12 protein-coding genes and 3 tRNA genes are annotated in these 15,911 nt (G+C 36.9%); 6 read left to right on the top strand and 9 right to left on the bottom strand.

The genetic code is table 11. The features are described from left to right. Position 1: 1 nt before the first annotated feature. The gene (locus V5290_RS13395; protein WP_333386690.1) at positions 2-2,266 is read right to left on the bottom strand and encodes a bifunctional diguanylate cyclase/phosphodiesterase; all 2,265 of its coding nucleotides are present in this window, start codon (positions 2,264-2,266) and stop codon (positions 2-4) included. Positions 2,267-2,749: 483 nt separating this feature from the next. Here V5290_RS13395 and V5290_RS13390 point away from each other — a divergent pair, with 483 nt between their 5' ends. Then, positions 2,750-3,922 carry a phosphoglycerate kinase gene (locus tag V5290_RS13390; protein ID WP_333386687.1) on the top strand — a complete coding sequence of 391 codons (1,173 nt, stop codon included), beginning with the start codon at positions 2,750-2,752 and terminating at the stop codon, positions 3,920-3,922. Positions 3,923-4,044: 122 nt separating this feature from the next. Beyond that, entirely contained in the window at positions 4,045-5,121 is a 1,077-nt protein-coding gene (gene fbaA / locus V5290_RS13385) for a class II fructose-bisphosphate aldolase (RefSeq protein ID WP_333386685.1), read from the top strand. A gap of 67 nt (positions 5,122-5,188) precedes the next feature. On the opposite strand, the gene V5290_RS13380 is transcribed toward fbaA, so the two are convergent. Further along, entirely contained in the window at positions 5,189-6,088 is a 900-nt protein-coding gene (locus V5290_RS13380) for a fructose bisphosphate aldolase (protein ID WP_416351618.1), read from the bottom strand. A 254-nt stretch (positions 6,089-6,342) separates the two neighbouring features. On the opposite strand from V5290_RS13380, the gene V5290_RS13375 reads away from it, so the two are divergent. Beyond that, positions 6,343-7,032 (top strand): SIMPL domain-containing protein, encoded by a 690-nt coding sequence (locus V5290_RS13375; RefSeq protein ID WP_333386683.1) that lies wholly within the window; start codon positions 6,343-6,345, stop codon positions 7,030-7,032. On the opposite strand, the gene V5290_RS13370 is transcribed toward V5290_RS13375, so the two are convergent. The 6 genes from V5290_RS13370 to mutY all read right to left on the bottom strand — a co-directional run bounded on the left by V5290_RS13370 (position 7,029) and on the right by mutY (position 10,281). Next, the gene (locus V5290_RS13370) at positions 7,029-7,838 is read right to left on the bottom strand and encodes an S-adenosylmethionine decarboxylase (RefSeq protein ID WP_333386680.1); all 810 of its coding nucleotides are present in this window, start codon (positions 7,836-7,838) and stop codon (positions 7,029-7,031) included. The two genes, V5290_RS13375 and V5290_RS13370, sit on opposite strands and share 4 nt — an antisense overlap. Positions 7,839-8,417: 579 nt before the next feature. Next, a tRNA-Phe gene (locus tag V5290_RS13365) sits at positions 8,418-8,493 on the bottom strand. Positions 8,494-8,552: 59 nt separating this feature from the next. Next, positions 8,553-8,628, bottom strand: a tRNA-Thr gene (locus tag V5290_RS13360). A gap of 58 nt (positions 8,629-8,686) precedes the next feature. Beyond that, a tRNA-Phe gene (locus V5290_RS13355) sits at positions 8,687-8,762 on the bottom strand. A 181-nt stretch (positions 8,763-8,943) separates the two neighbouring features. Continuing rightward, a complete protein-coding gene (locus V5290_RS13350) occupies positions 8,944-9,213 on the bottom strand; it encodes an oxidative damage protection protein (protein ID WP_333386677.1) in 270 nt (89 codons plus the stop codon). Positions 9,214-9,216: 3 nt separating this feature from the next. After that, positions 9,217-10,281 (bottom strand): A/G-specific adenine glycosylase, encoded by a 1,065-nt coding sequence (gene mutY / locus V5290_RS13345; protein WP_333386674.1) that lies wholly within the window; start codon positions 10,279-10,281, stop codon positions 9,217-9,219. 113 nt (positions 10,282-10,394) lie between these two features. Between mutY and trmB the strand changes: the two genes are divergently transcribed. The 3 genes from trmB to V5290_RS13330 all read left to right on the top strand — a co-directional run bounded on the left by trmB (position 10,395) and on the right by V5290_RS13330 (position 13,783). Continuing rightward, positions 10,395-11,141, top strand: coding sequence for a tRNA (guanosine(46)-N7)-methyltransferase TrmB (trmB, locus tag V5290_RS13340; RefSeq protein ID WP_333386672.1), 747 nt, complete (start codon positions 10,395-10,397; stop codon positions 11,139-11,141). 111 nt (positions 11,142-11,252) lie between these two features. Next, positions 11,253-11,840 (top strand): DNA-J related domain-containing protein, encoded by a 588-nt coding sequence (locus tag V5290_RS13335; protein ID WP_333386669.1) that lies wholly within the window; start codon positions 11,253-11,255, stop codon positions 11,838-11,840. Between the two features lie 497 nt (positions 11,841-12,337). Further along, on the top strand, positions 12,338-13,783 hold the full coding sequence (locus V5290_RS13330) for a serine protease (RefSeq protein ID WP_333386667.1): 1,446 nt from the start codon (positions 12,338-12,340) through the stop codon (positions 13,781-13,783). A 106-nt stretch (positions 13,784-13,889) separates the two neighbouring features. Here V5290_RS13330 and V5290_RS13325 read toward each other — a convergent pair whose 3' ends face one another. Then, positions 13,890-15,905 carry a bifunctional 2',3'-cyclic-nucleotide 2'-phosphodiesterase/3'-nucleotidase gene (locus V5290_RS13325; RefSeq protein WP_333386813.1) on the bottom strand — a complete coding sequence of 672 codons (2,016 nt, stop codon included), beginning with the start codon at positions 15,903-15,905 and terminating at the stop codon, positions 13,890-13,892. Positions 15,906-15,911: the final 6 nt, after the last annotated feature.

Here is a 15,911-nt window from a genome sequence, read left to right as displayed (position 1 = left end):
GCTAGTTCTTCTTAAGAATGGTGTTAACGTAAACCTCTAATTCTTTAATGTTTAATGGCTTTGATATGTAATAACCTTGGAAAAGATCGCAACCATATTTAGACAAAATTTTTGCATGTTCTAATGATTCTATCCCTTCTGCCAATACACGCATCTTCAGATTTTTGCCCATATTGATAATACTTTTAACCATCGCTTTGTCGATATTATTTTCAGTAATATGATCCACGAAACTTTTATCTATTTTTAATTCATCAATTGGTGCTTCACGTAACATGCTTAATGAAGAATAGCCGGTACCAAAATCATCGAGGGCGAGAGAAATTTGGTGCTGCTTCATTTTTTCAAATATTGGTAATAATACATCCATACTTTCTATAAATAGGCTTTCTGTTATCTCGATAGTTAACGGTAATTCTTTATCACCAAAATCTTCGATACTTTGCATTAGCAGTTCAAAGAAATTGAGTTGAATAAATTGCTTAACGGAGACGTTAATAGCCAATGAAAATAGCGTGCTCAATTTATGTTGTAATACAGTTATTTCATTCATGGATTTATTCATTATATATTGCCCCAATTTAGGCATTAAGCCTGTTTGTTCTGCAATAGGGATGAATACTTCTGGTGGGATAAATCCAAGCTCACTACTGTGCCAGCGTACTAAAGCTTCGACACCACATAACTTATATTGTTTGTTCAACTGTGGTTGATAAACCAAACTTATTTCGTTGTTTTCAATCGCGTAATGCAGTGCTTGTTCAATTTTTGCTTGTTTTAGTAACTGTTGATGCACATCTTGCGAGAAGAAAATGTATTGATTTTTTGTGTTTTTTGCCATCGCCATGCTGTTTTCAGCGTAACTAATTAAAGTATCTAAGCTTTTAGCATCATTAGGGTAACGAGCAATACCAATGGAGCTGGTAATGTAAAAAGAATTATTATTAATTGAGTAGGGTTTTGCCATATTACGTAATAGTGATTTTGCAAAGCCACGGACGATTTCTTCATTATTATTTTCTATTAATAAAACAAATTCATCACCACTGTAACGCACTAAATTACCAGGGATAGTGTTTAGGCTCTCTTGAAGCTTACGACTTACTTCCTGTAATAAGATATCGCCATATTTATGGCCAAATGAATCATTTATATTTTTGAAGTTATCAAGGTCAATATATAAAAGTGAAAAGGCTTGTTGGTGCTTTTTGAGTTGGCCTACTAACCTGCCTAACACTGTTCGGTTAAAGCACCCAGTTAATTCATCATGTTCGGTAATGTAAGTAAGAGCTGTTAACTTACTTTTTTCTGTATTTAGTACCCATCTAAAAAGCAGGAAGGTAAGAGCGAGGAATAATAGATATAATGTAAGATAATAAAGTGCAGTGTATAGCAAAGGTTGATTAATATCGCTTAAAGGGCGACTCGTATGTACCCAAAATTTATATTTATTATCATAACTTAGGCTGTGTAATAGTGGAATATCACTTGGAGCCATCATCACTTGTGCTACTGCATTATTGGCTCTTAATTTGTCAAAATTTAACCCCTGCTTTTGTAGTACGGATTGTGTTTCTGTAATTTGTTTTTCAGTGAGTGGCTGAGCAAAAGTAGCATTGTATTTTTCAGGTGGCATTCCTGTATGTAGGAACTGGTAGAAGCTATGGTCTAGCGTTAACATGATGCTATTACCAAAGGCTTGTGTATGTGACCATTTCTTTTTTAAATTATCTAAGATAATTGCCGACGCAATAAAGCCCCTTACTTCACCATTATTGTCTAGGAGTGTTTTACGGATTGGGATAATCCATTTTTTGGTCACTGGCGATAGGATTGCACTACTTATCATCAGTTTGTCTTTTTCTAGTTCACCGTGGAAGCCATTATTAAAGTAATCATCTGAACGTGTTTTGTATAGTTTGTCAGGAAGGTTGTCACTTTTTGCTAATAAGGTCCCATCAATATTGAAGATAACAAATCCAATTAATAAGTCAGATTTTTGCAAAATGCGTTCTAGAATAAACTGGTTAAAGTGCTCATCTTCAGTAAAGTCTTCATTAATTAAGTCGAGCATAGTTTCATAGTGATTAAGAATCCCATGAATATCTGATTTGACTATCTTAGTCACGTAGAATTGCTCATCTTGTCTTTTAGACAGTAATTCATCATATCGCGCATTGATACTGGTGATTAGTAATAGACTACTGATAGCAATCAGGCAGTAGTAGATTAACCACGTATTTTTATTCAACGAAAATATTTTCAATACTAGCACTCTTGTTTATCTTAATTTTATTGATAACAGAATAAAATTAAGAGAGTAGGTCCATTTATCTCGTTTTCATGCTGATTTCATTAATTACTGTCCTATTTTTAGATAAAAATTAGAACAATTACTTAATAAAATTAGTATTAGGCCAATACGAATAGCCTATTTGCTTAGTTCAAATTATTAGCCTATTTAACATTATTCACAATAAAAAATTAGAGTGATTGTATTTTGAAAATCAAATCATTGAAAAAAGCGTTGTATATAATGATGCAAATCAAACCATTACCCTCGATTAAAAAGGTAAATTACACTGCAATGTTATTTGTGATCGATGTAACAAACAGTTTGGTTTATAATGCGCTCGGTATTAAAGGAAAGCTCTACGATATTACACTGTAGAAGAGTGTAAATACTGAGCCTATAAACATGTAGACAGAAATAAGAATTCTATAGTTTTTAAAAATGAGAGGACACATCATGTCAGTAAAAAAAATGGTTGATCTAGATTTAGCCGGTAAAAGAGTATTTATCCGTCAAGATCTTAATGTTCCAATTAAGGATGGCAAAGTTACATCTGATGCGCGTATTCGTGCTTCTATCCCAACAATTAAATTAGCCCTAGAAAAAGGTGCTAAGTTGATGATCACGTCGCACTTAGGTCGTCCTACTGAAGGCGCTTCTGCAGAAGAAAATGCAGCGTTCTCTCTACAACCTGTTGTTGATTACTTAAATGAAGCTCTAGATGTACCTGTTCGCCTAGCAACTGACTACCTAAACGGTTTAGAAGTAAATGCTGGTGAAGTGGTAGTACTTGAAAATGTTCGCTTTAATAAAGGCGAGAAGAAAAATGACGAAACACTATCTAAGCAGTTAGCTGCATTATGTGATGTTTACGTAATGGATGCATTTGGTACAGCTCACCGTGCTCAATCTTCTACTAATGGTGCAGGCTTATTTGCTCCTGTAGCATGTGCGGGCCCATTATTAGCTGCTGAATTAGAAGCGCTAGGTAAAGCAATGGATAATCCTGCTCGTCCACTAGTTGCTATTGTTGGTGGTTCTAAAGTATCTACTAAATTAACTGTATTAGAGTCTCTATCTAAAATCGCAGACCAATTAGTTGTTGGTGGCGGTATTGCGAATACATTTATCGCAGCACAAGGGCACAATGTTGGTAAATCATTATATGAAGCAGATTTAGTTGATACAGCTAAAAAGCTAATGGTTGATTGTGCAATCCCAGTGGCAACTGACGTTGCTTGTGCAAAAGCATTTGATGAAAATGCTGAAGCTGAAATTAAAAACGTTGCAGACGTACAAGATGATGACATGATCTTCGATCTAGGTCCTGAATCTACAGCGGCACTTGCAACTATCCTAAAAGATGCAAAAACAATTCTTTGGAATGGCCCTGTTGGCGTATTTGAATTCAAAAACTTTGAAGCGGGTACTGCTGGTATTTCTAAAGCAATCGCTGAATCTGCTGCATTCTCTGTTGCTGGTGGCGGCGATACGCTTGCTGCAATTGATAAATTTAATATCACAGCAGACGTTTCTTACATTTCAACAGGTGGCGGTGCTTTCCTTGAGTTTGTTGAAGGTAAAGAGTTACCAGCTGTAGCAATGTTAGAGCTACGTGCCAACGATTAATCAAATGTTTATAGTGAGATCTTGATCTCGCTTTTTAATGCGTATTCTTTGTGCCATAATTGCCAAATAAATACGCACAATTAAACTTATTCAAATTACAAACAATAGATAGGGTATATCTCATGACTAAGATTTTAGACGTTGTACAACCTGGTGTTATCACTGGTGATGATGTTCAAAAAGTTTTTGCAGTAGCAAAAGAACATAAATTTGCACTTCCAGCGGTAAACGTTGTTGGTTCTGATTCAATCAATGCTGTACTTGAAGCTGCTGCTAAAGTTAAAGCACCAGTTGTAATCCAATTCTCTAACGGCGGTGCTGTATTTAACGCTGGTAAAGGTCTTAAACTTGAAGGTCAAGAAGCTGCAATCTTAGGTGCTGTTTCTGGTGCTAAGCACGTTCACGCAATGGCTGCTGCTTACGGTGTTCCAGTTATTCTTCATACTGACCACGCTGCTAAAAAATTACTACCATGGATCGACGGATTACTAGACGCTTCTGAAGCTCACTTCGCAGAAACTGGTAAGCCTCTATTCTCATCACACATGATCGATCTTTCTGAAGAGCCTCTAGAAGAGAACATCGAAATCTGTGGTAAATACCTAGCTCGCATGGAAAAAATGGGTATGACGCTAGAAATCGAACTAGGTTGTACTGGTGGTGAAGAAGACGGTGTTGATAACTCTGATATGGATGAGTCTCTACTTTACACTCAACCATCTGAAGTTGATTACGCATACGTTGAGTTATCAAAAATCAGCCCACGTTTCACTATCGCTGCTTCTTTCGGTAACGTACACGGTGTATACAAGCCAGGTAATGTTAAACTGACTCCAACAATCCTACGTGATTCACAAGCATACGTTTCTGAAAAGCACGGTATTGCTGCTGACGCACTAAACTTCGTATTCCACGGTGGTTCTGGTTCTTCTGAAGCAGAAATCCAAGAGTCTATCGGTTACGGTGTTATCAAAATGAACATCGATACAGATACACAGTGGGCATGTTGGGATGGCGTTCGTGTTTACGAAGCTGCTAACCGCGATTACTTACAAGGTCAAATTGGTAACCCAACTGGTCCTGACGCACCTAACAAAAAATACTACGATCCACGTGTATGGTTACGTGCAGGCCAAGCATCAATGGTTACTCGTCTAGAGAAAGCATTTGCTGACCTTAACGCTGTAGACGTACTATAATTTTACTGATCTTTCAGTAAGATAAAGAGCCAGCTTAATTGCTGGCTTTTTTATGCCTATTAAAAAACTAAGTTTTTGATGCTTCATAGATCGGTGCGATGGTAGCTGCTAATGCTGCGTTAAAGTCTGCATCAGGTTGTCCGCTGTATAGGTTATCGGTTAATACACGCGAAAAGCTCGCTATCACGCCATTATTTTCTGTTAAACGACGATTTGCTTCTGTAATTGGATAACCACCAGATAACGCAACAACCTTCACGACATTTTTATGGCTAATACAGCTTTGGTAAAAGTTTGCTGACTCCGGTAATGATATTTTTAGCATGACTAATTCATTTGCTTCAAGCAGGTCTAATTGTTTTAATAATTGCTCTTTCAATAACACTTCAGCCGCTGCTTTTTCTGGGCTATTAATATCGACTTCTGGTTCAATTATTGGGACTAAACCAGCTGAGCAAATCTGTTTCGCGACTTCAAACTGTTGCTCAACTAGGGCTTGTATGCCCTCTGCATTCGCTAATTTTACAACTGAGCGCATCTTGGTACCAAATATATCTTTTGATTTGGCTTTTTTTAATAGCTCATCTAAGCCTGGGATTGGCTTCATTAATTGCACACCATTTTCTTCAGCTTCAAGCCCTTTGTCGACTTTAAGGAAGGGCACAATATTTTTCTCTTCCCATAAATACAGTGATGAAGCTTTACCTTCAATGTCACGGTCTAAAGTATTTTCAAATAGGATAGACCCTAAAACGCGGTCACCTGTAAAAGAGGGACTAGTGATAATACGAGAGCGCATTGAATGAACCAAATCAAACATTTCTTGATCGCTGCTATAGTCATCTTCATTGATACCGTAAGTCTTAAGTGCAGTGGGTGTACTACCTCCACTTTGATCAAGGGCTGCGATAAAGCCTAACTCTTCTTTAAATCTATTAAGCTGCTTTTCAAATATTTGCATCATTATCTCCAACAAGTTGAATAGTACATATCAACATACATCTCATGCTTTTTAATGCAAGTAGTTATCATTAACTTTAATTATTAGCAGATGATTGACAATTACAAAATAATTTAAAATCAGTCAGTTAAATTCCTGTATTAGAGAACAGTTTTTAAATTATTTTCTTTTTTATTTTTGTAAAAAAAAGATGAACTTTTACGTATTAAATGGGTCAATTGATTATTACTGTATTCCTTTGTTATTAATTCGAGAACCCCATGAAAAAACCAAACCTTGCGTTGTTGATTTGCCTACTTACCCCTTTCTCTTGGGCTAACGCTAATAGTCTGCCTGCTCAACCTCATATCTCAGTATCAGGTCAAGCTAAGCTAGAAGTGAAACCTGATACGGTAAGCATTAAGTTTCAGTCTGTTGCCGTGGAAAATGATAGTGATAATGCTAAGCAAGTTGTTGATAAACAAGTTGATAATATATTGGCCGCTTTACAAGAGGGCGGTTTCTCTCAAGCATCACTTAAACGTGCAGATATTCAAATTCGTCCAGAGTTTGAATATATCGAAAAGCAGCGAACACAAATTGGTGTAAAGGCTATTCGTAACCTTAGTTACCAGCTAGATGATGTGACTAAAGTAAATCAGTTTTTACAAGTGTTAGTGAAAAGCGATATTTCTAATATTGGGCAAATTAATTACGCGTTAAAAGATCCAAAACAATGGCAAAAGAAGGTGCGTAATTTAGCAGTACAAGATTCAATTAACAAAGCTAAAGGGTTAGCGGATAACTATCAAGCAACCTTGGGTGATATTTTCTCTATCAACTACCGAGCAAGTAGCGCTCGTCCTGTGTTGATGCGAGCAATGGAGAGTGACCAAATGCCTTCAAGCTATCAAAATAATCAAATTACTATTACAGATAGTGTTGATGCTGTTTTTTTATTAGAGCCTTAGGCACTGATGATGGTTAATTGTTGGTTGTCGGTCTTGAATTGAATTCTTTTAAGACTGATTGGCAAAAACAGCGCCTCTAAATGTTTAATAAAAGGGGCGCATTGTGATTCTGTTAAACTGGTTTCAATGCTTAAATAAGTGCTCAGTTTTTCTGGCGTTAAATGAATGGTCAGATAATTTTGTTGGTTAATCGCATTCAGGGAGTAGCCTTTAGGTTTAAAGCTGAAGTGGTCGATCGTCAAGCTATCAAAGAAATCAGTAAACTTTAACCTCTTTAAAATAGACGCTTTATCCATATGCTTACCTTGTAAACTCTCTGCAAACTCACCACGTAAGCCATGTAACATATAAATCCCCTGTGTAGGGATAGTGTGTGTAGATATCTCACCAAAGACAAACAGATCCCCTTGATAATTATCTCTACAATGCTGCAGGTGCCCATTAAACTGCTTTTCCAATAATATCCTATCCTGTTGGAAGTTTGTGGCTTGTAATTGCGGTTTGAGGGCTTGATGGCGTTGAAAGATCAGTGTCGATATCTTTTGCTTGGTTAATTGTTGTTGGATAAACAAAGCTGCTTTAACTAATTGTGTATTACCACAGGTTATCAGCAGTAATTTATCTTCCCAGATAAATAAGCTAGATTCAGATAACAAGTAGGCACTAACGTGGTAGTTGTTAATATTAGAGATGATTTCAGCGCCAGCATAAGACACCAAATCATGCCAAAAGCTTTGTTTAAGCGTTAAAAGGTTGAGATCTTTAGTGCAAATGAATAATCGCTTTTCAGTACCTTCGTAAAACACTCAATAAACCTTATAACCAAAATAAATGATGAGCTTACCTGTTAGTTTGCCGTAAGGCTAAAATTTTATGTCTATATGTCAAAGAGAATGGTTATATCTAGCGTGTTAATTAATTGTTGAATTGAGGCGTAGCAAAAGTAAATGAAAGAAGTGTACTGGTTACAATCATTCGTTACCCTAATAACAAAGCTAATATTTACCTTAACGAGTACTAGTGGGTAAATCATTATCGCAATTGTTATTTACAACAAAATAAAAATCAAAGAAAGCACGAACAATCTAGCGGCCCAAAGTTAAAACATCGAATGGGCTATCAGTAATTTTAAATAAGGTTACAAAAAAGCCTCAAACATTTTCATGCTTGAGGCTGAGGAATCGTTATAAAATAACTTGCTCTAAAGTGTTTCCAAAAAGCCTTAAATGACAGGCTATTTTGAAAATAAAAGCGCAAATAATGTTGAAGCCGATCCTTTAATGATGCTTTTTCGTCTCGCTGATTTTTAACCAAAGAGCTAACCAAGGACATTCCGAGCAGATACAAAAAAGCCTCAAACATTTTCATGCTTGAGGCTTAAATGATGGTGCTTCGTCTCGGAATTGAACCAAGGACACGAGGATTTTCAATCCTCTGCTCTACCGACTGAGCTAACGAAGCAAAACTTTTGATTTATTAACTGATTTAATAAATTCTAACATCTTACGATGTTTTGTAAATGGTGCCGACTACCGGAGTCGAACTGGTGACCTACTGATTACAAGTCAGTTGCTCTACCTACTGAGCTAAGTCGGCACATAAACCGTTCTGAGCTTTCGCTCTTGTTTATCGACTAATCAATAAACTTAAATAATGGTGCTTCGTCTCGGAATTGAACCAAGGACACGAGGATTTTCAATCCTCTGCTCTACCGACTGAGCTAACGAAGCATCTTTTCCTATCAACTCTGTCTTAAACAACAGACCGAGCTAACTAATCAGGAACGAGGCGTATTAAATAGACTTTAGCGTGTATCGTCAACCTATTTTTACAGTTTTATTAACATTTTAACGTGTTTGCTTGTGCTTTGAACGTTAAGTGCTCTAATTGTGAACACCTAATCTAGTTACGTTAATCTTTAGGTTTGAAACCTTCGATCTCAACATCTTTTTCTTCAAACAAGAAACCAACCATTGCTTCTTGGATCAGAGTACGATCTTCAGCTTGCATTAGGTTTAATTTTTTCTCATTAATTAACATGGTTTGTTTATGTTGCCATATTGCCCATGCTTCCTGACTGATATTGTCGTAAATGCGTTTACCAACTTCACCTGGAATTAATTGATACGCTAAACCAGGCGCTTCTTTTTTCAAATAGGTACAGAATACAGTACGAGACATCATTTATTCCTTGTGCGTTATTTTATTAACGGTATTTAATATTTTTTTAGTTGCTGCCGCTAATCCCACTTTTTGTGGGTGTTGTAAGTTATACCAAAGCTGGCCAGTTTGTTCCATGACTTGTTGGCTATCTTGTTTACTAAATTCCACAAGTATTGGTGAAATATCAAAGTGATAATGGCTAAAAGTATGGCGAAAAGTCGCTAACTCAGTGGCGTTATATTCGGTTATGCCAATATTCGTTAAGCTAGCTAATGCCGACTCATTATCTGTGAACTCAGGAAAACACCATAATCCCCCCCAAATACCAGTCGGAGGTCGCTGTATTAACTGAATAGCTTGTTGCTTATCTTTTAATACTAACATCACGGCTGTTTTCACCGGGATCTTCTTTTTAGCTTTAGGCGTTGGGTAATCTGTCATGCAGTTATCTGCTAATGCCAAACAATCATCGGATACTGGGCACTCGCGACATTTAGGTTTACTGCGTGTGCAGATCATTGCTCCCATATCCATCATCGCTTGATTAAAAACGTTAGTGTCTTTCTTAGGAGTGACTTTGTCTGCCAGTGCCCAAAGTTGATTTTCAACTTTTTTCTCGCCAGTCCAACCTTCTATTTTTTGATGGCGTGTTAGTACTCGTTTTACATTACCATCAAGAATAGGGAAGTGTTTATTCAGTGTCAGTGACAACACTGCACCTGCTGTTGAACGACCAATACCCGGTAACGCTAACACGTCATCAAACTGTTCAGGGAATTCACCATTAAACTGATCTCTGACGATTTGTGCAGCTTTATGCAAGTTGCGTGCGCGAGCGTAGTAGCCTAATCCTGTCCAGTGATGTAACACTTCATCAATAGGCGCATTCGCCAAATAGGAAATAGAAGGAAATGAGCGCATAAATTTAGTAAAATAGGGGATCACAGTCGCCACTTGCGTCTGTTGTAACATAACTTCACTGACCCAGGTTTTATATAAACTCTTATCTATTTGCCAAGGTAAGGTTTTACGGCCATGTTGTTGGTGCCAATCATTGATTCTTTGGCTAAAATGCAACTCACTCACTAGAAACTCTTCGATAATAAAAAAGAGCGCTAGTCTAGCAGAGTTGCACAATTAATATAACATTGCATAATGCACGGATAATTAGCCGAAGATCAAAACTGAAAGGTAAGAAAATGACAGAGCATGACCAGTCTGCGACAGATAATGGAACAGAAGACAACAATATTGAAAACACGAAAGAAAAGTATATTCGTAAAATTCGTTCTTTTGTTAAACGTGAAGGACGCATGACTAAACGTCAGCAAACTGCTATTGATGATTTATGGCCAACCATGGGTGTAGATTACCAAGAACAACAGATCGACTTTACTGAATTATTCGGTAACGCTAACCCTGTTGTTTTAGAAATTGGTTTTGGTATGGGTAAGTCATTGATAGAAATGGCTAAAAATGCACCAGAGAAAAACTTCTTAGGCATTGAAGTACATGGCCCAGGTGTTGGTGCTTGTTTAGCGGACGCAGGTGAAGCAGGGGTGACTAACTTACGTGTAATGAATCACGATGCGGTTGAAGTGTTAGAGTTTATGATCCCAGATCAAAGCCTGTCGACTTTTCAATTATACTTCCCTGATCCTTGGCACAAAGCACGCCATCATAAACGTCGTATCGTGCAACCTGCATTCATTGAAAACATGCGCCCTAAATTAGCGATTGGTGGTGTTATCCACATGGCGACAGATTGGGAAAATTACGCAGAGCACATGTTAGAAGTGTTGCAAGCTGCAAGTGACTTCAAAAACATTAGTACTGAGGGCGATTATGCTCCGCGTCCGGATTGGCGTCCATTGACTAAATTCGAATCTCGTGGCCACCGTTTAGGTCATGGGGTATGGGATTTATTATTTGAACGTATCAGCTAATAACACCTTAAAACTATTTAAGACTTAGCAATTAAGTTGACAAAGAAAGCGAGTATTGTTCATTATCAATACTCGCTTTTTTATTGATATTTTAGGTGGTTGAAAATATTCATGGATAACAATATTGAAAACCCGTTAGTCTGGCCGATATTAGCCTTAATTGAAGCTAGCGAAGAAAGCAGTCAAATTCACCATCTCGCTATAGAGTTGCAAAAAAACGGGTTATTGGAAAAGCTAGATAAGGACCCAAATAAAGACTTATTTAAAAGAAATTTCCTGTTGATGAATGCCTTATACCAACTACAAGCGATACTATTGCCAGCCCAGTGGTTGCAAGTTGAAGCAATGAACATTCAATTATCTGAATACCTTCCTGAAAATATTGAGCGAGCGCTTGGTCAAACTTCTGCATTACGTAGTTACTATTTAGATTGGCAGAATTTTGAAACAAACTCAGATGACATAGAAGCTATGTTGACAGGCTTTTGGCAGCGTTATCATCAAACTATTAGTCCTTCGATAAGCACCATTGATAAGAGCAATGCGTTACAAATATTTGGGTTAGGAACACAAGCTACACAACAACAAATACGAAAAAAATGGCGTCGATTAGCACTGGAATTGCACCCAGATAGAGTAACTGGAGATAAAGATAAATTTCTGAAAGCCTGTGAAGCATGGCAAGTATTAAAAAACTAGTGAATCATTTTATCCATCGAGATAGTCGGTAGAGTTTTGGGTACCATTTTATGAAAATAATACTTCCACATGTTGTTGCTAGATACGCACGTTCCTTTTTATCAGGAAAAATTAATTCACTTTTATATCAAAATTATAGATAAAAGTTTTCTAAATTAATTTTTAGTAAGCAATTGATTTATATTATTTATTAATAATTTTAATACATTGTAATAGCTATTAATCTATTTTTTCTTAAAGGGTAGCTGGGTAATTATCAAGATATAGCTATAATTGAGTATTTCAAGTTCAATAATGGAGCTTGTTAAACTATTTTTTGAACCGTAAATACTTTTCTTGTTAACACTTCTATTTTATAAATAACGCATATTATGAAATTAATAATACTGTTAATAAACTAATTAGAACACCACTGAAATTGTCATTTTTATAATGATAAATAACATTTTTTAGACTAATGTGTCTTTGAATATTACATGGATAGAGCGAACATAATTATGACGTTAACCACTAAAATATCAGCATTTTTAATGAGTGCGACCAGTTTAACTTTAGGTTTGTCTTCATCTTCATTCGCAGCGGATGAATATGAGAGTTACTCACTACGATTTTCAACAGAAGTAGAAGGCACTGTCGACAGTGACACGTTTTCACTAACACCAACCACATACATTGTTGGTGGTGATGACGCTGAGCGAGAATACCCTTGGATGGTAGCTATATATAGTTCTGGTAATTTTATTTGTGGCGGTGTGTTAATTAGTTCGAATTGGATAGCCACCGCTGCTCATTGTGTTTATGACACCGATGATAGCGATGGCAATGCAATTGCTTTCGATGCTGCAGATTTTAGTGTAGTAATAGGTGAGTCAACGCATTATTCGACAACCAACATAGCAGAGCAAGCAGATATCTCTGTGTATGATTTAAGCGATATCATTATTCAGCCTGACTATGACACGGATACTTATGATTATGATATAGCGTTATTAAAATTAGAATCAGCTTATTATCAACCTGGGCCTGCATTACCATTAGCGAGTCAATTTAATGCTATCGAAGAAGGGGATATACTGACCGTCATAGGTTATGGGAAAATGTCTGGTGAAGAAGATGCTACTCCGGAAGAAACTATACCCACTACTCTTCAAGAAGGTGATTTACCATTTATTCCTGCCAATCAATGTAGTTGGGGAAGTTTAGTCACTGATAATATGTTCTGTGCTGGTTATTCCGAAGATGATGATATTGAAGTTGATAGCTGTTCTGGAGATAGTGGAGGACCACTTTTTGCCGATCTTGATGGGCAATTAACATTGGTAGGTTTAGTGAGTTGGGGGTCTTCATCTTGTGCAAACTCACCTGGTGTTTATACCAAAGTCAGTAATTTACGTTCTTGGGTTTTGGAGAATATTGATGGTATTCAGGTGGTTGAAGAGGGAACTGCGACTTATGATGCGGATAGCGGAACCTTTACTGCAGGTTTATTAAGTGTGTATCAATATGGTGACGATTTAGAAACCTATTCAGATATTGGTAGTTTGACTTTTGATGATCAAAGTTACAGCGATACCATTAACCTTAGTGATGCCTGTAGTGATAACTTCCTATTTTCAACGGAAGAGTTTATTGCAAGTTGTGAAATAGAGTTTGATTTAAATGATGCCATTACTAGCGATAGTACGTTTACAGCTGAACTATTAGTAAATGATGATAGTGATGCAGAAGTCGTTGATACATCAGACGAAGTTACTGATATTGATGAAGTAGTCGAGGATTCATCGGATACAACTACAGAAGATGAAATTGATACTTCAGATGATGTAATTGAAACAGTTACAACGTCAAGCAGCTCTAGTGGCGGTAGCCTTGGGTTTATTGCATTGTCTGCGCTTACTTTAATCGCGATTAGACGTCGATATACTGCTTCTTTAGTTAATTAGTTTTAAACTTTATTAAGAAGCTAATTAAAAAACATCTCCTTGTTGTTTAATACCTGTCAGTCCGTAACTGGCAGGCATTAAACCATTTGGTTCGCTTTTACGTTTATTAATCTTTAGTGTATTGCGCTTTTAAATCAATATTATAAACAGCAAAGCCTAAGTTATCTGGTTCACTTCGTTTGGTTAATGTGCGTTGTGCATTTTCAATGATAAAACGGTCTGCTAATTCACTATCTTGGGTTTCAAAGCGAACATCTAAGGTGGTATCTGTTTTAATATCTAGAAAATCCCAATTGTTATCGGCAGATGGATCAACCATTCCATTATTGTTAGTTTCTGCTGTGATGTAAGCGGATAGTACATCTCGGTTGGTATCGGGTTGTTCCATCACTACGTATTCAGCGCCTGTTCCTGCAAATTTCCCACCGAATGCTCTGTAGTTGTTGGTTGCAATAATAAACTCTTGTTTCATTAATGCGTCACCTGTTAACGTCTTACCTTGATCGTCTGTATAGCTTAAATCAATGATACGTTGAGCATCAGGATTAATAACAGCACAATCACCATCAAATTTATTTGGTTGAGTAACATCAACTTCATAATTAACACCATCCATCACATCAAAGTTATAGGTGCGGTGATCCTGCCAATTGATTAAATATTGCGGTTCAGTGGAAGTGCTATCAACTTGATTAAACTGATTTACACTGCACTCCAACCAATCTTTTACCTGTTCTCCAGTAATTTTTAATGCAACTACTGTGTTGGGGGAAAGATATAAATCTGCCGCATTTTTGTAAGTTAAATCGCCTTTAGGTACTTCAACGTAAGCATCAACATCGGACGCCGTACTATGGCGACCACCTGCTTTAAAAGGAGCTGCAGCGGATAAAATAGGTAGGCCTTTTAACGCACTATTATCTGATGCTGCTACTTGTTCTTTGATGTAACGTAACTGCGCATCAGACACTATTTGAACTGTCGGGTCGTCCTGTACTAAAGTTAAAAAGCTATACATATCACTATCTGCTTTACCGATAGGAGCGTTTACAAAAGCTAATGTGCCTTTATGGTCTTCTGCAACCGCCTCATGAATTTTCTTATCTGCTTCTACTAATGCGACCTTAGTGCCTTGTTTATCACGTTTAAATATTTGGCGAGATTCAGACTTTGCATCGTTAATTAGCCATTTGTTATCTTTGTAAGTTAAATTAAAATCTATCACCCCTAAGTTATCACCCCATCGACCTGGCATAACAGCAGGAATACCATTAATTAACCCTTTTTCTATATTAACATTAGGTATTTCTGCAAATTGTTGGCTAGGAAAAACTGAATGGCTATGGCCAAACATAATCGCATCAATTCCCGGCACTGTCGTTAAGGCGTAGGTTGCGTTTTCAGCATGAACATTATTTGGGTTTTCACTTGATCCTATACCTGAGTGAGGTATTGCAATAATCAGATCTGCGCCAGCTGCTTGCATTTCAGGAATGAATTTTTGTGCGGTTTCTACAATACCTTTTACTGTGACTTTGCCATTGAGATTTTGTTTGTCCCATTGCAGGATCTGCGGAGGCACAAAACCGATATAACCAATATTAATCGTGCGTTTTACACCTTCATTATCAATAATATCGGTTGTTTTGATTAGGTAAGGCGTAAATAGATTATCGCCTTCTCTTTTATCTTCCCAACAATCTGACTGACAATACACATTGGCATTAATATAAGGAAAGTTTGCACCATTGATCGCTTTTTCAAGAAAGCGTAAACCATAGTTAAATTCATGATTACCTATATTACCAACTTCATAATCTAATAGGTTCATTGCTTTGTAACTAGGGTGAAGAGTGAATTCGCGGCCTTGCTTAAATTCACTTGCAATATAATCCCCCATAGGACTGCCTTGCAGTAAATCACCGTTATCAACTAACAAAGTATTTTCAACTTCATTACGTGCCATATTAATAAGACTAGCCGTTCTCGCGAGGCCAATAGTAATATCTTGTTTGGTTTTATAATAATCGTAATCCATCACGTTGGCATGTATGTCTGATGTTTCTAATATACGTAGAGTCGCTGAATAGCTGTCATCTTTATCGCTACAGCCTGTGATAATAAGAGT

The organism is Psychromonas arctica (assembly GCF_036697365.1).
In the GTDB taxonomy this organism is placed as follows: Bacteria; Pseudomonadota; Gammaproteobacteria; order Enterobacterales; family Psychromonadaceae; genus Psychromonas; species Psychromonas arctica_A.
The sequence above is the reverse complement of the archived record's forward strand: the minus strand, read 5'-3'. Positions and strand labels throughout refer to the sequence as shown.